General features: G+C 55.2%; 16 protein-coding genes. 2 read left to right on the forward strand and 14 right to left on the reverse strand.

Annotation, left to right across the window (positions count from 1 at the left end; all coding sequences use genetic code 11):
* Position 1: 1 nt before the first annotated feature.
* Positions 2–2,179: a molybdopterin cofactor-binding domain-containing protein gene (locus R8G34_02250; protein MDW3221700.1), complete on the forward strand. Its 2,178-nt coding sequence runs from the start codon at positions 2–4 to the stop codon at positions 2,177–2,179.
* A gap of 182 nt (positions 2,180–2,361) precedes the next feature.
* On the opposite strand, the gene R8G34_02255 is transcribed toward R8G34_02250, so the two are convergent.
* The 10 genes from R8G34_02255 to R8G34_02300 form a co-directional block, all read right to left on the reverse strand.
* Positions 2,362–2,625: a hypothetical protein gene (locus R8G34_02255; GenBank protein MDW3221701.1), complete on the reverse strand. Its 264-nt coding sequence runs from the start codon at positions 2,623–2,625 to the stop codon at positions 2,362–2,364.
* 948 nt (positions 2,626–3,573) lie between these two features.
* Positions 3,574–4,047 (reverse strand): helix-turn-helix domain-containing protein, encoded by a 474-nt coding sequence (locus tag R8G34_02260; GenBank protein MDW3221702.1) that lies wholly within the window; start codon positions 4,045–4,047, stop codon positions 3,574–3,576.
* Between the two features lie 582 nt (positions 4,048–4,629).
* The gene (locus R8G34_02265; GenBank protein ID MDW3221703.1) at positions 4,630–5,016 is read right to left on the reverse strand and encodes a chemotaxis protein CheD; all 387 of its coding nucleotides are present in this window, start codon (positions 5,014–5,016) and stop codon (positions 4,630–4,632) included.
* A 131-nt stretch (positions 5,017–5,147) separates the two neighbouring features.
* Positions 5,148–6,275 (reverse strand): chemotaxis-specific protein-glutamate methyltransferase CheB, encoded by a 1,128-nt coding sequence (gene cheB / locus R8G34_02270; protein ID MDW3221704.1) that lies wholly within the window; start codon positions 6,273–6,275, stop codon positions 5,148–5,150.
* A gap of 127 nt (positions 6,276–6,402) precedes the next feature.
* Complete coding sequence (locus R8G34_02275) at positions 6,403–7,551, reverse strand: acyl-CoA dehydrogenase family protein (GenBank protein MDW3221705.1); 1,149 nt, start codon at positions 7,549–7,551, stop codon at positions 6,403–6,405.
* 1,796 nt (positions 7,552–9,347) lie between these two features.
* Positions 9,348–10,397 carry a lipocalin-like domain-containing protein gene (locus R8G34_02280; GenBank protein ID MDW3221706.1) on the reverse strand — a complete coding sequence of 350 codons (1,050 nt, stop codon included), beginning with the start codon at positions 10,395–10,397 and terminating at the stop codon, positions 9,348–9,350.
* Positions 10,387–12,771 (reverse strand): ABC transporter permease, encoded by a 2,385-nt coding sequence (locus tag R8G34_02285; protein ID MDW3221707.1) that lies wholly within the window; start codon positions 12,769–12,771, stop codon positions 10,387–10,389. The genes R8G34_02280 and R8G34_02285 overlap by 11 nt, the downstream gene beginning before the upstream one ends.
* Positions 12,768–13,442 (reverse strand): ABC transporter ATP-binding protein, encoded by a 675-nt coding sequence (locus R8G34_02290; GenBank protein ID MDW3221708.1) that lies wholly within the window; start codon positions 13,440–13,442, stop codon positions 12,768–12,770. The genes R8G34_02285 and R8G34_02290 overlap by 4 nt, the downstream gene beginning before the upstream one ends.
* 109 nt (positions 13,443–13,551) lie before the next feature.
* Positions 13,552–14,535, reverse strand: a complete 984-nt coding sequence (locus R8G34_02295) for a 2-dehydropantoate 2-reductase (GenBank protein ID MDW3221709.1) — start codon at positions 14,533–14,535, stop codon at positions 13,552–13,554.
* A 1-nt stretch (position 14,536) separates the two neighbouring features.
* Entirely contained in the window at positions 14,537–16,066 is a 1,530-nt protein-coding gene (locus R8G34_02300) for an acyl--CoA ligase (protein ID MDW3221710.1), read from the reverse strand.
* 323 nt (positions 16,067–16,389) lie between these two features.
* Between R8G34_02300 and R8G34_02305 the strand changes: the two genes are divergently transcribed.
* Positions 16,390–17,157, forward strand: coding sequence for a sulfite exporter TauE/SafE family protein (locus R8G34_02305; GenBank protein MDW3221711.1), 768 nt, complete (start codon positions 16,390–16,392; stop codon positions 17,155–17,157).
* 17 nt (positions 17,158–17,174) lie between these two features.
* Here R8G34_02305 and R8G34_02310 read toward each other — a convergent pair whose 3' ends face one another.
* From R8G34_02310 to R8G34_02325, 4 genes are all read right to left on the reverse strand, one after another.
* Positions 17,175–18,020, reverse strand: coding sequence for an ABC transporter permease subunit (locus R8G34_02310; protein ID MDW3221712.1), 846 nt, complete (start codon positions 18,018–18,020; stop codon positions 17,175–17,177).
* Between the two features lies 1 nt (position 18,021).
* Positions 18,022–18,885, reverse strand: a complete 864-nt coding sequence (locus R8G34_02315) for an ABC transporter permease (protein MDW3221713.1) — start codon at positions 18,883–18,885, stop codon at positions 18,022–18,024.
* A 1-nt stretch (position 18,886) separates the two neighbouring features.
* Positions 18,887–19,990, reverse strand: coding sequence for an ABC transporter ATP-binding protein (locus R8G34_02320; GenBank protein ID MDW3221714.1), 1,104 nt, complete (start codon positions 19,988–19,990; stop codon positions 18,887–18,889).
* Positions 19,991–20,061: 71 nt separating this feature from the next.
* Positions 20,062–21,123, reverse strand: a complete 1,062-nt coding sequence (locus R8G34_02325) for an extracellular solute-binding protein (GenBank protein MDW3221715.1) — start codon at positions 21,121–21,123, stop codon at positions 20,062–20,064.
* Positions 21,124–21,388: the final 265 nt, after the last annotated feature.

A 21,388-nucleotide genomic window follows, 5' to 3' on the forward strand; every position in this document is an offset into this window, starting at 1 on the left:
CATGACACTAACAACATCCAGACGCGGCTTTCTCGCTTCCGCAACAGCAGCAACGGGCCTTCTGGCCATTGGCATCTCCCCTCGGGGCGCTTTGGCCAAAGCGAGTGAAGGGGCATTGAACCCCTTTGTGACAATCTCTTCGGACGGCACCGTGACAGCGATTGTCAAGCATTTTGAAAAAGGCCAAGGCACTGCGACGGGTCTGTCGACATTGATCGCTGAGGAATTGAACATGTCACTGGATGCGATTAAATACGAATTCGCGCCTTCAGATCCGACCGTTTACAATAATTCGCTTTTTGGCCCCTATCAGGGGACGGGCGGCTCAACGGCCATGGCAAATTCCTACATGCAGTATCGAACTGCCGGGGCTGCTGCGCGGGAGATGTTGATCTCTGCGGCGGCCAACCGTTGGGGCGTGAGCGCGTCTGAGCTTGCCCTGTCAAATGGCGTTGTTTCAGGTGCAGGCAACGCAGCATCAATCGGCGAGTTGGTCGCAGATGCTGCCATGTTGGAGGTGCCTGCTGACCCGAGGCTCAAAGATCCGTCTGAGTTCACAATCATTGGTAATCCTGACGTGCACCGCACCGATCAAGGCCCCAAGATCGACGGGACAGCAAAATTTGCCATGGACTTGCATCTGGATGATCAGATGGTCGTCGTGATCAAACGCAGCCCGCGCATGGGCGGCACGGTGGCATCATTTGACGACACAGCCGCAACGGAAATCAAAGGTTTCATACAAGCGCTGGCGCTGCCAAATGGTGCGGGTGTCGCAGTCTATGCTGATAAAACCTGGGCTGCTTTCCAGGCACGCGACGCTATTGAGGTGACGTGGGACTTTTCCGCCGCCGAGACGCGCAGTTCCGGCGACGTCCGTCGAGAACTACTCGCGGCACTGGATGACAATGCGGAATTTGACGCGTCCTCAGAAAGCGACCTGTCAGATACTCTGCAAGCCATAGAAGGGGCCGCCCAGATTGTTGAGGAGACCTTTTACTTCCCGCTTCTGGCACATGCTCCCATGGAGCCGCTAGGGGCTACGATTGAACCACTTGCCGACGGCACTGTCGTTATTCATGACGGCGCACAGTTTCCGACCAGCGACCACAGTGTTCTGTCGCAGATCCTCGAATTGCCGATGGAGAAGGTTAAGGTCAACACAATTCTGGCCGGTGGTTCCTTTGGACGGCGCGCAACCCCAAGCGCGGATTATCAGGTCGAGGTCGCACTGGCATTTGCAATGACAGACCGCACACGGCCGGTGAAGCTGGTCTGGTCGCGCGAAGATGACATCACCGGTGGCTATTACCGTCCGGCCTTCGCGCACAAGGTGCGAGTCGGATTGGATGATGCGGGCAAGATCGTGGGTTGGGATCACCGCATCGCCGGTCAATCCATTTTCAAGGGGACCTTTTTCGAAAGCGTTATGGTGCATGGCGGCATTGATCATGCCTCCGTTGAGGGTGCCGCCGACACGCCTTATGACATTCCGGGGATGCATTTCGGCCTAACGGATAACAAACCTGCAACAACGTTGCTTTGGTGGCGGTCTGTCGGCCACAGCCATACGGCATATGTCATGGAAAGCATGATGGATATTGCGGCCAAGGCTGCACAACGGGACGCGGTCGGATTTCGCCTGGAGTATCTGTCAGGCGGCACAGCCGATCAACAACGCAAGGCCGCTGTTTTGAAGCTTGCGGCACAAAAAGCAGGTTGGGGACGTTCCGGCCCGGGTCGTAGTCAGGGCGTTGCTGTGCATAAATCCTTTGGATCATATGTGGCACAGGTTGCCGAGATTTCGCGTGATGAGACTGGCGCAGTGAAAATTGAAAAAATCACGGCGGCAGTGGATTGCGGCTTACCGGTCAACCCGAACGTCATCAAAGCCCAGATCGAGGGCGGCATCGGCTATGGAATAGGCGCGGTCATGCGTAACGAAATCACGCTGAGCAATGGGGAAACTGATCAACTCAACTTTCCTGACTACGAACCACTGCGTATTCACGATATCGCCGAAATCGAAACGCATATCATTCCATCTGCCGAGGCACCTACGGGGATTGGTGAACCCGGCACACCGCCTGCGGGGCCCGCGTTGGCAAATGCGATCGCGGTGGAGGGACCAAGGATCACATCGCTGCCGATGAGCAATGAGGGTGTGGATTTCGTCTAGACCTTCAAGCGTTTCATAATCAAAGTCCGCGCGCAGCATAGTGAGCGCGGGCTTGTGTCAAATATAATGGTCAACCTGTTTCCTTGCTCGGCACTTTAAAACTATGGTTGGAATTTCGGACCCCACATCGCGTGTGCATCAACTTCAGATTACATGTTCGGAAGTTTCAAGGCTGCCAGGGGTCATGACCTCTGCGGAAAATGGGCTCGCTGATCAAGTGTCTCTATGTCGCGAACAACCTGATCCAGGCGGGTCGCCAACTCCCCAAGTATTGGATGCGCACGGCCGCCTTGATTTTGCTCTACAGCGGCAAGATATCCGACAAGTTCACACAGCACCGATTTGGTTTCGTCCAGTACATCCCTGCTGACTTTGTCCAAATCACGCCCCCCAATGATTGAATTGTTAAGTGGTGAATTATGTGCCACTGGCACTTTTTTCAACATTAAACGAGGGACTTTCAAGTCACTAATTTTTGCAAGGTTGGAAGGAACCTTAATCTGCTGGATGGATTATTGACGCAGAGGGCCATGGCTCGCCCTTCTGCAGATTTCTGTAAATGCCGCATACTGTCACGTCTATTCTATCGTCACCGCAACCGGAACTCAGCAGGACGCACGAATATTGGAGCGCCTAACCTCTGCTGTAACATGCACGGCATTGCAGGTTTCTTGTACACAGTCACACCAAAGCAGACCTAAATGGCGTAGGATTTCGAGAACCGCAAATCTGCAATTTTGTTTTTGCGGTGTCACGCGGATTTAGAATTCATTCACCTGATCTCGCTTCAATAGTGGTCTTCATAACTCCATTTCTGATGTTTGCGTCGATAACAGACATATTTCGACTGAGATTTCCCCGCCCATTTCATGCTGCTGCGACGCGGGCTGTCACATATCTCACGCCTTCGGCCTCAAGCCGCATGTTCTGTTCCAAATCACAATCGATCCAATGGACCATTTTACGAATTCTGTTTCATTCAAACATGCGCTTTTGGACAAGCGCATCCAACCACACCGCCAATGACTGCGCCGGTAAAAGTGTATGGCAACAAAACGAATTTGCAGCTCAGTGCCAATATGTTGTCTTGTCGACGTCCGAATAGCTTAAAACGGCGTGTTTCGCCATCGCCTGCGAGAGCATGGGGCATGTTCTTCGGAACGACAAAAATCACCGCAGGCGCTTAAGAGCCATGTCAAACTCAGCAATTTGGTCCACCTCTTTTCGGTGTTCGCAGACAACCGTGACCAGCCGAACGCCAAGTCTTGCGTTTTTCACAGCCAATTCCAGTAGTTTCTCCCTATGAAAACAGCCAGTCCTCAACTGGGCTACAAGTCGCGGACAGGACGCTTCGGGTAAGTTGCCTACCGGTGAACTGCATGGGCAGCCAGGTTTCAGCCTGCGTCGGAAACCAAAACATGTGCCATTTTGGTGATGCTCTTCTTTAGGTTGCGCAACTCGTTCTGGGGCAACGCATCCAAGCATTCCACAATTTTGAGCAAAGGATCGTTCCTGAGGGACTCTATCCCTGCTTCAGTCAGAAGCAGCATTTTGCTACGCCCGTCCCTCGGGTTTTCCATCTGTGCGACGAATCCGCGATTTACCAGCGTCTGAATCGCGCGCACCACAGGAGCGTGAGTTTTGCCCAAAGATTTGCGGATCAAACTCATGGTGCAATGGCTTCTCGGATTTGACCTGATGTAGCGAAGTATCGACCATTGTAACGGTTGGATATCGCCAGAAGCCTGTGGTCCATAGGCGCTTCGCACAATGGTTTCCATCAAAACGGCAGTAGCAATATTGCTTTTTATGACAGTTGGATTTTTCAAATTAAATTTTGTATAAATTTGAACGGCAATTTGTTTCAATCAAAAATACCCTTTAAGGTTAACCGCTTAGGCGGGAGCTGGTGTTCCATTTGTGGATTGAAACAGAGACTCGTTTTTTGATCATAGGCATTAGTTCTGGCCGGATCCGTGGATTTCCCGGAACGTGTCATATGTGCATTTTTTGAAAACCTGTCTCTCCACAGAGACGAAACTGGATGACACAAAAGCCATTCGCGCGTCGGGCTTCGCAAAGCCAAGGCAGTTTCTAACCCGCGCCAGAAAACGCCTGACGTTTCCAAGCTGTCACCCAGCACAGACTGGAGTCGTTAACTGCGGCGCCAAATCCTGCTGGTTTTGACATCCTCAGTTACTCAGCAGCACCCTCGTTGGGGATGATGTGATCACCCGACCCGCAGGATACATGGATACTCACCACAGGTGTTACATGGCATCTACCTGATCGCGATCGCACGCGATCACTTTTTTGAAGAGTAATGGCGAACTAAAGTCCACGTGTGCTCGCCTCGGGTAATTCAGGCCGATACGCTCTCACTCATTCCCAAGTATTTGGGAAAAAGCAGTGCAGCGCATGCCTCTGGATCCAATCAGTGTTTTTGGGCTTCAAAACAATTCGAGATCATTGCCAGAACTTTGTGGGGCCTGAACCTGAGACACAGTCTCGACCGGCGCGTCGCTGCGAATTTTCAGCATAACGCGGCCCGTCGCTGGCCAAAACATGATATGACGCGCAGTTTCGCCACCCAGTGAATGGCCTTCGCAGGCTATGCCTTCTTGCTCCAGGAATTTTAGAATGAATGCGCTATTCTGCTTCCCGATTTCGCTCAATCCAGCGACCATCTGCGCGCCGCCAAACGCTTTGGCCCGCAATTTGTTTCTCTGCGCTCCATGCTTTAGGATATCGTTGATCAAAAGCTCCATCGCGTTAATGCCAACAAGGTTGCAGACACCGCTCTCAGCTGTGCTGGTTGTAAGAAGCATATGATTCATACCACCAACACCGGAAGCAGGATCCCACAAGCAGCACGAAACGCATGACCCCAGAAGCGTACTAATGATAAAATCCGGATCAGAGCCGACCGCCTGCTCCCCCTGCGTGATATGATGACGTGACTTTTCCATCAAATTCGGGCCCCATTTTTACTTTTTACTGAATTACGTGCCTGCCCGGCACTGTCACGGATCGCTTGTCCAATCTTATCCAACGGCAACTCATGCTGGACTGCGCCAAGAGCCATTGCAGCGCGCGGCATTCCATAAATCACGCAGGTGTTTTCGTCCTGCCCGAAAGTAGACGCGCCTAATCCGGCCAGTTTAAGCAATCCCTTTGCGCCATCTTGCCCCAATCCGGTCAACAGACCGGCGGTGATGCGGTCCGCGCCGTCTTTGACGGAGGAAAACAACACATCTACTGATGGGCAATGCAATGCAGGCGGGTCGTTCGGCGCAAAACGGCAATACCAATGACCACCACGGCGACAGATTTCCGTGTGCTGATCATTGCCAGGTGCCAGCACAATGTCACCCCTGCTTAAAGCCTCTTCCTCATTGGCCAGAAATACATGCTGTTGCATTTGCCTGTTCAAACGTTCCGCAAAACTGATCAGAAAGTTTCCAGGCATATGCTGCACAATGACAACCGGCGGCCCGGACGGGTCCAGCATTGGCAAAACGGCTTCCAGCGCGGCAACGCCGCCAGTCGAAGCGCCCAGCAGAATAATCGAACCTTCGTCGCAAGGATCGGCGCTCTTCTTGGACGTCGCATAGGTCACAGCATCTGTGCCATTTGATTGCAATCGCATTTGCAACTGCGAAGGACGTGTGCACGCGGCATGATAAACGCGCTCACAAATGTCGTCCGTCAATTCTTCGCCAAAACTTTTGGAAGGCTTGACCATGCAATCAATCGCTCCCCGCGACAAAGCTTGCACCGCCGCATCACTTCCTGCCGCTGTTAGGCTCGACATCATCACAACCGGCATGGGCCTTGCGCGCATCAGGCGCGTCAAGAAATCCAACCCGCTCATTCCAGGCATTTCGATATCAAGCGTCAACACATCTGCGGGATGGGCTTTGATGTAATCACGCGCTTCTATTGCGTCAGCGGCCTCACCCACGACTTCCAACCGAGGGTCTGCAGAAAGAACTGCACGCAACCAGGCACGCATCACGCGCGAATCATCAACTATGAGGACCTGCTTTGGAGTTCCCGTACCGCTTAACCCGCCGTTCGAATGTGTCGCTGTCACAATAAAATTCCCGTGCCGAATGTTCGACAACCAACGCGGCGTTGGTCATGCGCTTTCCGGCACTGGTATGGCAAAGACTTATGAAGCGAGCCTTAATGTCGTCGTGTTTTTGGCGGCCAATTTGCCCTCAACCGGCCCGCTCCAAAATCAGCTGTCGCGACACGATCATGCGCATGATTTCATTCGTGCCTTCCAAAATCTGATGGACCCGTAGATCCCGAACAATTTTTTCGATGCCATAGTCCGCCAAATACCCATAGCCGCCATGGATTTGCAAAGCATCATTGGCGATATCAAAGGACGCATCCGTGACAAAAACCTTTGCCATTGCGCAAAACTTCGTCACATCCACCGCGCCCTGATCCAGTTTCCATGCGGCCTGACGCAGGAAAACGCGTGCTGCCTGAAGTCTGACTTCCATGTCCGCCAATTTGAATTGCAATGACTGAAATTGATCTATGGATTTGCCAAACGCCTTGCGCTCCGCCGCATAAGACAAGGCTGCATCAAGCGCCGCCTGCGCGCCCCCAAGAGCGGATGCCGCAATATTCAACCGGCCCCCATCCAACCCCGCCATGGCATAGGAAAAACCGCGCCCTTCCTCCCCGATCAGATTGTCAAATGGCACGTGACAGGCATCAAATTGAACCTGCGCCGTCGGTTGCGCACGCCACCCCATTTTCTGTTCCAGGGCGCCAAAGGACAAGCCTTCGCTTTCGGACTCGACGATCATCGCCGAAATCCCCTTTGGCCCATCCTCCCCGGTGCGCACCATACTGAGATAGGCATCCGAATAACCGCCCCCGGAGATAAACGCCTTTGTGCCATTGAGCACATAGCCTTCATTGCTGCGCCCGGCCCGCGTGCGCAAGGCTGCTGCATCTGATCCCGATCCCGGTTCGGTCAGGCAATAAGAAAAAATCTTCTCCATACTGCAAATCTGTGGCAGCCATTTTGCCTTGCTGTCCTCAGTCCCGAATTTGTCAATCATGCCACCGCACATATTGTGGATCGATAAAAACGAAGCCACCGCAGGACAGGCCATGGACAATGCTTCAAAGACCAGCGTGGCATCCAGTCGGCTCAGTCCCGATCCGCCATATTCGTCCGAAACATAGATCCCCGCCAGCCCGAGCTCTGCAACTTTCGGCCAAAGGGCTTTGGGGATCGTACCTTGGCGTTCCCAATCCTGGGCAAAAGGTGCGATGTGTTCCTGTCCAAAGGCATAGGCCATATCGAAGATGGCGGATTGTTCTTCGGTTGCTGCAAAATCCAAGAGGTTGCCCTTTCTGAATGCGATGTCTGAACCGCGCTCGCGGATATGAAAGTGATCCTTCAAGGAGTATCACTATTACATGGCCTTGGAACAGATGGCATCGGGGCCTGAATGAAAACATTTTGCCGACCAAAAGACGTTCTGTAAATGCGGCGGTCAGCGGCGGCATCGGGTAAGTCGGACATGTCAGAGCTGAAGTCGGAACCGGGAACCTGCCGAAGCGCTGTCAATCTAGACACTGGCGGTTGAATCCGGCACCTGATGCAACCGCATGCCCTCACCCGGATGGTAATTCATCAACACTCTCCGCCCCTCTGAGACTGTAAATTCGAATTCACTGTACGCCTGCGTCTCAGACCTCGTCCCTGAACCCGAACTAAAGTGTTTGTTGGATCGACACTGAGGGTTTCGTCAGCAACGAAACAACCATGGAAAACTACAGATCCATTTGGCTTTTTTTTGAGTAAGCCTGGTCATCTGCACAACAACAGTAGCGCATGCAGCTAATGCCGCACCATGCATACGGGCGCGCTGCATCTCTGATCAGATAATGTGGAGAGCCCACGCAAAAAACCTTCTCACCGGATCGCTCACCAAGCGTAACGGTACCAAAATCATATCTGCTCGGGCCGACTGGAGTCCTCCATCCCAAACAAATTCACTCCGGAACCCTACGATTGACGCACCGACGGGGTGCCACGGGCCTTACTGCGCCCGTTCGGGCGTTCGAATGAGGCAAGGGACGTGACGAAAGTGCGGTCCAATCAATCACGCACCGCTTGTGGCATCGGTGGCGGTCCCGCTTGCGGGAGGGGTGCGGCGGGACTGCTTCACCATAGGAAATCGCACACTGCGACAGCATTGCGTGTCATGTTTTTTGGCAATAACCGCAATTCTGCTGACATCAACGCTGTTTGGATTTCCGCTCTTGCGCAGAGTGCGCCGCGCGGCGGAAAATACCACACAACAGATTTGCAAATCAGTTGCAAAAATTTGCAAACTGACAGATTTCCTTTTTTATTACATATTTACAGATACTTAAATATCATCTGCTAATCATTCATTGTTATGAAATCACGCCGGCGGGTCAATTACGGAACCGCAAGGAGCCAGATCGGTGCAAGCCATCTTTTCGCCGTTCCTGAAGCACAATGCGTTCCGTGAGGTGCGCTGGCTGGCAAGTGCGACGCCTTACAGTTGTTCCAACGCTACCCCGTGAAGTGGTTCCAGGCGACGGCTCCCGGAATTTTTCATGCGCATCCGGTTGCAACGCAGATCAATCGCTGTCTACATTCTCGCAAGTCAAAATGAGGGACCAATTTTGTCCCGAAAAATTTCAGCGGCAAATCCTGTGACGTCCTGCATCGAAAACACCGCCGCATCTGTGTCATACGTCAGAATCGGAACCGCCTGTGGGATGCGAAACTCTCCAAACTCAAAATAAAGCTCTCTGGCAATCAGCGAAACATGCAGTGAGACCGCGCTACTATCGGGTCAACACGCGGTGGACTCACCTTAGTCCCTTTGAAGGGAATGCGCGCAAGCGGGTCGCGGCCAGTTTCTGCGAAAACATCCGGAGCGTAAAAGGGTTCAAATGAGGTGGCATGCACGATAGCGCCCAAAGGCCACGCACGCTGTAACCGCAGCGACCACGAGCGTCACACCCCGACGGCCTAAAGTACCATCCCGGTTCAACCGGCGAATTCCATAACAGTTCGCGCCGGGAACGCGATTTGCGGTCCGATAGGATAGGCAACAGCCCAACACTTGGCCATCAAGCACGCCTTGTGAGGCATTCAATACCCGGTCATTTCCAAATATCCACGCCCGACATGCGTGCCGGAAATTCGCACTGGCCCCTCCCAATAAGGAATGGATGTTTCCATCCATGCCTGCGGATTCAACGCCTCAACTGTGACGTCAACGCCTTTAGCGGGCAAAAAAGCGCGCCAAGTTGTCGGAATCTGACGACCCGCTACGTCATGTGTGACCAGCGGTTCAGCCGAAAAAGCGCCATCGGGAAAAGGCGTGGCAGATCCGTCAGGCTCTATCCAGGTGGCGGCGGTATAATCGCCGCCCGCGCTATCGCGCAGGGTGAATCCCATCAGACGCGCGCCCCCCTCGAAAGCCATTGAAAACCAATCCCAACTGACTTGAGACGCTCCAAGCGGTTGCGAGGCCCATTCGCGATCCAGCCAGGCCTGACCGCTCACTTCCACTGGCCCGCCCGGTAGGGTCAGCGTGCCGGAAATGTCAAAAAAAGGCTGGGAATAGTAATAGCTGGCGCGGCCCGAAGCTGATTTTTGCGAGTACCCGCGATCCCCGTGAAAAACCAGCGGTCCTTGCGCCTTCAGTGCCATGTCATATGCAAAATCAACGCCTGTGGCGCGCAGGGACATCTCTTGCATGTCATCCCCGCGCATCACCCAGTCATCAATCCAGGCCTCAAACGGATCGGCAGTAACGCCCGCCTGACCAATCCCGCCCCGCGCCCGCCGCTCTGCCACATGATGGGCATCGGGCGTCGTAATGGCCGCATGTGCCAGCCAAAGCTGCGGGCTGTCCCACCCGGGGCGTTCTTCCGGCGCCATGGCGCTGCGAAACAGGGTCCATTGCAAGCCGTAATCTGTCCCTGCTGCGTCTTTCAGGTTGGCGGTGAGATACCACCATTCAATGCGAAACCCCGGATGCGGGCCATGATCGGCCGGGAACTCAAATGCCTGACCACGTACAGGCAGATCAAACCCTTCCGCGTCATTCCCGAGCCCGGCGAAGCTTTGAGCAACAAGCGATGTTGCACATAGCGACCAGAACAGAAAGCCGATGACCAAAGAATTAGCGTTCATTGCTAAAGACTCTCAGCAGCTTATCAGGGGGCGTGCGCGCCAGTTGGATCGCGGGCCAAAGGGCCGCAGCAAGTGCGGCAACCAGCGTCAGCCCCCCCAACTTCATGTAATCCAATGGAAACAAAAACATCGGCAGCCGCCAACCAAACGCTTCGACGTTGACAATCGCCAGTAAGACCCACGCCAGTGTTAATCCCAACGGCACCGCCAGCACACCAGTGAGAGCCGCCAATGAAATGGCGCGCAACAGTTCCAAAGCCGCGAGATGCCTACGCGTCAATCCCAAGGCCCAGACCGGCGCTAATTGCGGCAAGCGCAGGCTGGCCAGCGTCAACAGGCTGATCAAGAGCGCGAGACCTGCGACAGAAAGGGTCAGTACATTCAGCGCCGCAGTCACGGAAAAAGTCCGCTCAAAAACGGAAAGGGAAAACGCTTTCAGATCGCTCTGGTTGATCAGTGCGGCCTCGCCGAGGTCAAATTCCTGTCGCAGCTCGTTTGCCAATTGGCCCGGTGTATCCGTGCGCAGTCCAAACCGCTGCGCGCGAATGTCCGGGTAACGCTCAGCGAAAAGCGTTTGAGAAATTACAACTTGTCCCGCTGAATTGCCATAGTCGCTGTAGATGCCGAGGATCAGATCGCCATTGGGCAATGTATCTCCAGTTTGCAATCCATTCCGGCGCGCCAGCTGCTCATTGACCAAAGCTCCCTCACTCGCCGCCAGCCTGTCCCATGCGTCTGGCAGGGTTGCAAGCAAGGGCCAGTTTTCACGGTAGGTCACATCATCCTTCATGCCGAAGACTTCCGCGGGCAATCCAGCGATGCGTATCTCCTGAGAAACGATCGGCAGGACCGTTACCCCCTGCGCCTCTAGATAATCAACGAGTGCGACAGCCTGATCGGGTGAATTAGCGTTAACATACAACTCGGAAGCCAAGCGCTGGTCCAGATATCCCGTAAAAGTCATTCGGAAGCTCGACACCATTGTGGAGACGCCAATGTTGGTTGCCATCGCCAAGAGCAGAGCCATCAGCGCCATTGAAAGTCCCGGTAATTGTTGGCGGCTGTCGGCCCAGAACCATTCTGACAAGGCGCCGCGCTGCAGCCGACTTGCGCCATGCAGTGTTGCGTTTAACAAGAGCGGCAGCAAAAATGCAGCCCCGATCAGCAGGCAAGCCAACAAAGCAAACCCGGCAAAAAGCCCCTGCCCTAAAGTGGCAAACCCGAGCCCCACCACAAAGAGAGCCAACGCTGACGCCGCTAGCCATCTGGCGGCGCCTTCCGCGTGCATGCTCATGGCGCGCGGATGGTTAAAGGACAATAAAGGCAAGCGCGCCAGTTTTATCAGGGCCGCGGCAGTGGCAACACCGGTGCCTGCCACAGCCATCCCCAATCCCGACAGCCACCACGCCGGGCGCAGTTGCAACTGACCAGTAACCTCTGCGCCATAAAGCCCGCGCAGGGTCGCCGCCACATCCGGCAGAAGCGCGGCCGCGATCACATACCCCAGCGCAATCCCGATCGTGCCCGCAATCAGTGCAAAGACGCCCAGTTCCAGGGCCAGAAGGATCATCAGACGGCGCAATGGGATGCCCAGAGCACGCAACGTGCGAAACACTGCGCGGCGTTGCTCAAACGCCAGACCAACCGCACCGTATACAATGAAAATACCAACCGCGAAGGACAACAGGCCAAATGCCGTGAGATTGAGGTGAAAGCTTTCTGTCAACCGCGCCACGTCGTTTTGTGCTGTGGGTTGCGTCAAAACATAATCCGGCGGCAAGGGCGGCACCCCCATCGGTTGGCGTGATGCCACGATCAATCGGGTGATGTCACCCGGTCGTGCCAGCAGGTTTTGCACAGTCGCAATATCACCGATCGCCGTGCCGGGATTTTGCGCGTCATCCAGTTGAACAGCAATTGGAAGACCGTCAAAGAACCCCGCGTCTTCCGGATTTGCAATGATGGTGTTGGCCTCAAAAAGCGGGCCGCCCGTCGTGTCAGGCTCGGGGTCTTCGGGGGTTTGTTCCATAGTGGATTGCGGCAAAGTCATCGGTTCCAGACCGATCACGCGTAAGGATTGATCGTCACTGCGCAATTGCCCGTCAAGAACCGGACTGACCTGCCACCCCAACCGCCGCAGCGCCACATATTGCGACGTTGTGAGAGACGCACCATCCGCGCGACGCACCTGTTGCAAATCGGTATTAGACAGCACATCGGCCGCGCCGTCATAGCTGGCGCGCGCCTCGGCGTTGATGGCCTGAACGCCGGACCACAAAGCCGTTGCAAGCGCCAGACCAGCGATCAGTGTCACCAATTGCCAGGGGTTGGCGCGCCAATGCGACATCAAAGCCGTGATGCCGAGCCACGTCATGACATGTCACCCACGTGATGCACTGCGCCGTGTGACAGCGAAAGTCTGCGTGTCATGCGTGCAGCCTGGCGCAGCGAATGGGTGACCATCAGGATTGCCGTGCCGGTTTGAGCCGCACTTTCCAGCATCAGACTCAAAACTGCGTCAGCCGTGGTTTCATCCAGATTGCCGGTTGGTTCATCCGCGAGCAACAACTTGGGCCGTGCGGCCAATGATCGTGCAATGGCGACCCGCTGTTGTTGCCCACCAGAGAGGGCCTCGGGGTATTTCGAAAGGTGATCCTTCAGCCCGATTTTTTCGGCCAGTTGATCCGCCCAATCGGGATCGTATTGATGCGCCAGGCGTGCGTGAAAGGCAATGTTGCTGGCCACTGTCAGGCTGGGAATCAGGTTGAACTGCTGGAAAATCAGGCCGACAGTCTTACGGCGCAGAAGGGCGGTCTGCGCATCTGAAAACGCTGTGATATCGGTACCATCCACTTCGATCTTGCCGCCGCTTACGCGGTCAAGACCCGCCACGAGGTGAAGCAATGTGCTCTTGCCACTGCCAGATTCGCCCTCAAGAGCCAGGGTGTCGCCCGCCGCCAGTTCGAACGAAACATCTCGCAACACTTCAACGGCGCCCGGACCTGTGTCGTAGCGTTTCGCCAAATTAGAGATCTTCAACACCATTTTGCGTCCTGACACCCATACCCTAGCGGGACATGGCGCAATTGTCGCCGAGCGCAAGACAGGCTGCGCGGACCTGACGCATGTTTATCGGCGGCAAAAAGGGAAACGTTCAGCCACCATAAAGTCCGGCAGAACGCCCTCGCAGTTTTATCAAAGCCAGCACCGTGTCGATGGTCGGCGTCGCGGTGTTTGTCACGCGGCCAAGTTCCTGCACCGATCCGACAAGGGCGTCAATCTCCATTGGGCGACCCGCATCCAGATCCTGTAACATGGAGGTGCGATGTGCGCCAACAGCGGCGCCCCCATCAATTCGGCGTTCTACGTCGATGGGGAATTTGACGCCCAGTTTCTCGGCAATCTCTTGCGCCTCCAGCATCATGCCCCGGGCCACAGCGCGGGTTTCAGGGTCCGTGCACAGCACATCCAGCGTCGCGTGTGTTAGCGCCGAGATTGGGTTGAACGACAGGTTGCCCCAGAGTTTCACCCATATTTCATCGCGCAAACGCGGGCGTACCGGGGCCTTGAGACCAGCGGCCATCAAGGCTTTGGACAAGGCCACGGCGCGCTCGGATTTCGATCCGTCAGGTTCGCCCAATGAAAAGCGGTTGCCCTCGATATGGCGTATGGTGCCGGGTTCAGAAACTTCTGCCGCCGGGTAGACCACGCACCCAAGCACGCGATCCGGACCGAATCCATCCCACTGCGCATTGCCGGGATCGACGCTTTGCAAGCGCGTGCCTTCCAGATCGCCACCGCTCTTGTGGAAATACCACCATGGGACGCCGTTCACACCGCTGACCACGGTGGAATGTTCGCCCAACAGTGGCGCCATGCGTGGCACCACAGGCGGCACGGAATGCGCCTTCAGCGTCACAATAACATAATCCTGTGGCCCCAAATCGGCAGGATCGTCACTGGCGGTGACCTTGACGTTGCTCTCAACGCCGCCCTCTTCGATGAGCGTCAGGCCCTTGTCTTTCATGGCAGCCAGATGCGGACCGCGCGCGACCAAGGACACATCTGCCCCCGCCTGCGCCAATTTCACGCCCATGTAACCGCCGATGGCGCCTGCCCCGAAAATACAGATTTTCATATCAGGCTTTCTCCACCAATCCGAGCTTCTCCGCCAAACCGATACGTTGCATCTTGCCGGTCGCGCCCTTGGGAATTTCATCCATGATGATGACTTTGCGCGGCACTTTGAAATCCGCCATCCGGGTGGCGGCAAAAGCGCGAATGTCTTTTTCAACCGCTTCTGATCCCTCGCTCAACACAACTGCGGCAGCAACCTCTTCGCCGAGTTTGGGGTGCGGCACGGCAAAGGTCACAACCTGCGCGATGTCCGGGTGATCCAGCAAGACGCCATCAACCTCCAGCGGGCTGATCTTTTCCCCGCCCCGGTTGATGATTTCTTTCAGCCGGCCCGTCAGGTGCAAATAACCCTCCTCGTCAAACGCCCCCTGATCACCAGTCCGGAACCAACGCGCACCGTCGGCCTCGAAAAAGTTCTTTGTGTTGGCCTCTGGGTTACTCTCATAACCCGGCGTCACATTGGGCCCGGAAATCACGACCTCGCCGGTGCCTTCCATCAGATGGTTTTCGGTCTCATGCGCAATGCGCATTTCTGGCCCCGCAGGGATACCGACGGCACCGGGTTTCTGGGTGCCCGACGCCAAGGGGTTGCAGGCCATCTGGTGGGCGGCTTCGGTCATGCCGTAAGCCTCGACCACAGGAGCGGCGAAGGTTTCGTTCAAAGCGACCATGACCTGAGCGGGCAAGGACGCCGAAGAGGAGCGCAAAAAGCGCAGCTTGGTATCGGCAATCACATCTGCATTGCGCTTGGCACGTGTCAGAATGGCCTGATGCATGGTTGGAACGGCCGTGTACCATGTCGGCTTGGCCTCTTTCATCCAGCCAAAGAAACGCAAAGCGTCAAACCCCGGCGCGCACCATATGGATGCGCCTGCGGCCAGCGATGCGGTGACGGCCGCAATCAACCCGTGGATATGAAAAAGCGGCATCACATTCATGCAACGGTCCTCAGGCGCCAGTTCCAGTGACGCGCGGATGTGTTCCGCAGAGGCAGCAACGTTGGATTGCAACAGTGGCACGATCTTGGGGCGCGACGTTGTGCCGGAGGTATGCAGGATCAGCGCGACGTCATCCGCCGTGACCGCATCGGGTGATGCAGTCCCCTGCGTGTCAGAGTGCAGTGTAAAATATCCCGCCGGGGCATCATCAGGAACCTGCAACCGGATGATCGCCATCCCGGATTTCTGCGCCGCACTTAAAGCCGGGCCATCGTAGTCCTGCATGACCAAAAGCGCCTTGGCCTTCAGATCCTCGAGGTAAAATTCATATTCTTCTTCCCGGTAGGCCGGATTGAGGGGCGCTGTTGTTGCCGCCTGCGCAACGGTCACAAAAGCCGCTGCCATCTCGGGGCCGTTGGGCAATACGATCGCAACCCTATCGCCTTTTCCGATCCCCATAGCGTTCAGCGACGTCGCCACTTCCTGTGATAAATCGCGCAAACCGCCATAGCTCATCCACGCGCGATCGGGCGCGCCAAAAGCGGGTGCATCGGAGGGATGATCTGAAAACAAAGATGTGACCGTGGTTCTCATTTGGTTGCTGTGTCCTTTTCTGGAGCGTTTTACACTGCTTTATCAGCCGCTGCGACATACCTAGCACGATGTCGCAAATATGCCATGTCCCCGTTTGAAGACAAGTTTCTGCGCTCGAAAGGAGCCACAAAATCCGGGTAAGCGAGAGGCGCATTAAACACTTGGGCACGTCGTCTTCCACGCCGTTCCCGATTTCCGCATCGCGTCCGCTCAGGATCATCCGGCTGGCGCTTTGGGCTTGAAACGGTCAAAAGACGTGTGCGGCTTGGCTCTCGTCGCTTCGCATGCTGCGCGACATGACGTGATTGAGGAATAGAACTTACATGATTGGCGATCTTTTACACGCGGGTCTGGGATGGCCCATTGCCTCCATTCTGATCGTGACCAGTTTTCTGGGGTCGCTGATCACAGCGGGGTTTGGCATCGGAGGCGGCGCGGTCATGCTGGCCGTCATCGCCACGCTGCTGCCAGCCCCCGCTATCGTGCCGGTGCATGGGCTTGTGCAGGTGGGCTCCAATGCAGGACGCGCATTCCTGTTTCGCAAAGAGGTTTACCGCGCGGTCATGATGCCGTTTCTAATTGGCGCTCTGATCGGGATCGTGCTGGGCGGATTGTTTGTGGTGCAACTGGAAGCCGGCGCTTTGCAAATCGCGCTTGGCTCTTTCATTTTGTGGTCTGTGGCCTTCAGCCCCCCTGCCCTCATGCGCCGCTCTTCAGCGATCACCGGCGGGCTTTCCAGTTTTTTGACGATGTTTATTGGCGGCACCGGACCTTTCGTAGCGGCCTACATCAAGACTCTGGGTCTCAGCCGGATCCAACATGTGGCCACACATGCGGCATTCATGACCCTGCAACATCTGCTGAAAACGATTGCCTTTGGGGTGTTGGGATTTGCATTTTCAAAATGGGCAGGACTCATCGGTTTGCTTATTGCATCCGGCTTTCTGGGCACCGTCGCCGGGCGTCATATCCTGTTCAAGATCAACGAGGCGCGCTTCAAGCTGATCCTGAATGCCATCCTGATCATTCTGGCGCTGCGTTTGATCTATGCGGGCGGGATCGAGCTTTGGACCGGCGGGTCGACCTCATGAATTTTCAACGTCGCGCCTCAGCGTTTCAAAAGCAACGATAGCAAACCCAGCACAGCCGAGACTACGATCAGCAAAAGCGATACTGCATTCAGCACAGGCGTGGAGCCCAGCTTCAAGCGATCAAACATGGTCACCGTCAGTGGCGCATCCGATCCGACCAGCATCAGTGTCGTGTTGAAATTCTCAAAGCTCATCAACACGGCGACAACCGCGGCTGCCAGCATCGCGGGAAGCAAAAACGGCAGTGTCACCTGACGGATCGCGCCCCATTTTGTTGCCCCAAGGTTCAGCGCTGCCTCTTCGAGGCTGGAATCGAACTTCTGCAACCGCGCGGAAATCACCAGCGTCGCAAAGGTGGTGATAAATGAAAACTGCCCCAGTACGACAAGGATCAGGCCCGGGCGCAGCCCGTCAAACCAAAGCCCCGTGGCCTCTTCGAGGGTGTTGGCGATGGTGCTCGAAAACACAAGGATCGAGATACCCAGAATAATGCCCGGAATGATCAGCGGCAACAGCATGAGGATATAAAGCAGGTTTTTGCCCCGGAAATCGTGGCGCACAAACAAAAATGCGTTACATGTCCCGACGATCACCGACAGGCCTGACACCCAAATCGCGACAACGCCTGATATCACGATAGACCGAAGGATGGGCCGTTCGTGAAAGACCCCAATGCGCGGGGCCTCAGTCCCGAAAAACCAATCCCACGTGAAGCCGTCCCAAGGCAGCGAGGGAAAGACGCTGTCGTTGAAGGCAAAGACACAGACGGTCACAAGCGGCAGAGCCAGATAGATGAAGAACAGGGTCACATAGGCCCGGTAAGACCAGCGAAACGGGGCGGATTGTGGGATAGTGGTGATCATTTCAACGCCCCATCGTCTTGCCGAGCGATTGTCCGGAAATTTTCAATGCCAAGAACACGATCAGCGAGGACAACCCCAAGAGCAGGAAGCCAAATGCCGACCCAAGCTCCCAATTAAACCGCGTGATGAACTGGTTATAAATCAACCCGGTGAACCACAGGCTGTCCTTGCCGCCCAGCAGGATCGGCGTCAGGTAATTGCCCAGCGACAACATGAACACCACGATACAGCCCGATACGATCCCCGGCATGGCATGTGGGATGACAATTTCGCGCAGAATCGACAGGCTGGAGCCGCCCAGATCATAGCCTGCCTCAATCAGGCTGTCATCGAGGCTGTCCAGCGTGGTCACCAGCGGCACGACCATGAACAGCATCGAGGTATAAACCAGCCCGGTCATAATCGCGGCATCGTTATAAAGGAACTCCACCGGACCGCTGACCGCGCCGATGTATTGTAAGAACGATGACAAAACGCCGGTTTCGCGCAGCAGGATCATCCAGCCAAAAGTACGCACCAACTCGCTGACCCAAAACGGGATCAGGCACATCAGAAAAAGCGTAGTCTTAGCGCGCCCGCGCGTCAGTTTCGCGATGTAATAGGCAATGGGAAAGCCGATGATCAGCGTCAGAAAGGTCGCTGTGATCGACATATAGGCGGTGCGCGCAAAGGTATTCCAATAGAGCGGTTCATTGAAAAACACCGCGTAATTGGCAAAGCTGGTTTCGTATTGCCGGATGCCGACCTTTTCCTGCAAGGATACAAAAAACATCCCCACATGCGGCAAGACGATCAGCGTCGTCAGCCAGATCAGCAGCGGCGCCAGCAACAGAAAAAACCCAAGTTTTGATTTGTCCGAACGCATGTCAGGACACCTGCCGATAACAGCGCGTTTGATCAGGTTGCCATCCGAAATAAACCTCATCGCCCTGCGCTAGATCGCGGAATTCGGCGGTTTGTGGCAAGGCCACGCTCATCTCGCTGCCATTGGCCGCATCGCGCAGGATCAATTGGCTGTTGGCACCATTAAACAGCACGCTTTCAACCCGTCCGCTGCCAACATTGGCCATTTCTGCCAGATCGGTATGCGCGCGTGACAGGCGGATCGCTTCGGGGCGCACAAAAATCTGCGCGGTTTCGCCCTTGGAGAGCCCGTCCCCGGCATCCACACCGCGCAATTGCAATCCATCCGACGTCACAAGGTGCAAGGCCGCGCCATTAGCGCTTTCAACTTTGGCCACATGTTTATTGGCCTCGCCCACAAAACCCGCCACAAAAGACGTATCCGGTTGATAATACAAATCCTTTGCGGATCCTATTTGTTCGAATTTTCCGTGATTCATGACCGCGATCTGATCGCTCATCACCAGCGCTTCGGATTGATCATGGGTGATGTAGACAAAGGTTGTGTTGAACTCAGATTGCAGCTTTTTAAGCTCTACCTTCATGTGTTCGCGCAGTTTGAGATCTAAAGCGCCCAACGGTTCATCCAGCAACAACACATCAGGCTCCAAAACCATGCAACGCGCAATGGCGACGCGCTGTTTTTGCCCGCCTGACAGCGAATCTACCGGCCTGTCGGACACCCCGCCCAGACCAACGCGCTCAAGCACGCGTTCGACTTGTATTTTGATGTCACTCTTGTTCACGCCGCGTTGGCGCAGGCCAAAACCGACATTTGCACCGATGCTCATCATCGGAAATAGCGCGAGATGCTGAAACACCATGGAGACCGGACGTTTGTTGGGCGGCACATCCAGCATGGATTTACCTTTGATCAGCAAATCGCCCCCGGTCGGGTTCTGAAACCCCGCGATCATGCGCAAAAGCGTGGTTTTGCCACACCCGGATGGTCCAAGGATTGAGAAAAATGTACCCTTTGGGACGCTGAAACTCACATCCTTAACGGCTTGAAAATCATCATAACTTTTGCTGAGTGCACGGCACTCAAGATCGGACGTGTCAGACATTTGAATTTGGGCTTTCGCAAAAAAACATGGAGCGCGGGACCCGCGCTCCATGTTCTTGTTAAATCAACGACTTACTTGGCAGCGTTGATCCGGTCGAGCGCGGCCCCTTCAAGGGCTTCGAGACCAGCCGGAACAGCGGGATACCATTTAATGTTATCAATAGCTTCTGCCGGAAAGCTCGCCTGATACTTTACCTTTAGCGCGTCATCGACACCTGCGTCACCGCCTTGCGACGCTGTGAAATTGCCCGCCGTGTTGGTGATCATGGCCGCAATTTCCGGACGCATTACAAAGTTGATCCAGTCATAGGCCGCATCATCAGCCCGACCGCGCGACGGAATAACAAACGTGTCGATCCAGCCTAATGCGCCTGCTTTTGGGGCAACAAAGGTGATGTCCGCATTGTCGTCATTCAACTGCCAGCCGCCAGTATCCCACGCCATGGAGGCGGTGACTTCACCGGAACGCAGCAGGTTTTTGATTTCATCGCCACCGTCCCAATAGGTTTTCACATTGGACTTGCACTCGATCAATTTGGCTTCGACCTGATCGAGCACTTTCTTGTACTCATCCGGGTCGGCGTAAGCCGCAAAAGGGTCGAGCCCCATGGAAAACGCAAATCCGATCAGCGTTGGGCGCTTCAGACGGTAGGACACTTTGCCTGCGACGTCCGGACCGCACAGATCCGCGTAGTCCTGCACGCCGCCCGCTTCGGCAGTGTTCACCACAAGACCGCTGGTTCCCCAGACATGGGGCACGCCATAGATCTCGCCCTCAAAGGAGGTGTTGATCTGTGTCGCCTGCATCATCGAAGGGATAAACAGGCTGGAATCGATCTTGGAAAGATCAATTGGCTTATAGATGCCAAATTCCGCCTGCGCCCCGGCGACACGGTCCTGGCTTGGTTGGGCCAGATCGAACCCGCCGCCATTGGTGGCGCGCAACTTGGCGATCATCTCTTCATTGTTGGATTTCGTGACTTCGACCGTGTGGCCTGTTTCTGCTTCAAACATGGCAATAACGTCTTCGGGCGCATAGCCACCCCAGGTCAGCAGCCGCAGAGTATCTGCCTGAACCGCAACCGATGACAGCATAACTGCGGTTGCCGTAGATAAAATTAGAGTTGTTCTCATGATCTTCTCCTTGTTGTACAAAATAGCTTTTGTTTTGTCTTTTTGGCGGCTCTATCGCGTCGACATTGCCTCGCTTTTCCCTTTGGTAGGCCCGGCGTTTGGAAAGCGCAAGTTGACTTCCTGACGACCTGCACAACGCACTGACCACAAGCGTGCAACAAATGTGCGACAAATACTGGCGCTTTTTCCAGAAGCAGACAACTGCGATTGCACCAATTGGCGTCCAAAACGATCCATAGACCCGTCACGCCCAAACCATGAAAAG

Source organism: Paracoccaceae bacterium (assembly GCA_033344815.1).
GTDB lineage: Bacteria > Pseudomonadota > Alphaproteobacteria > Rhodobacterales > Rhodobacteraceae > Roseobacter.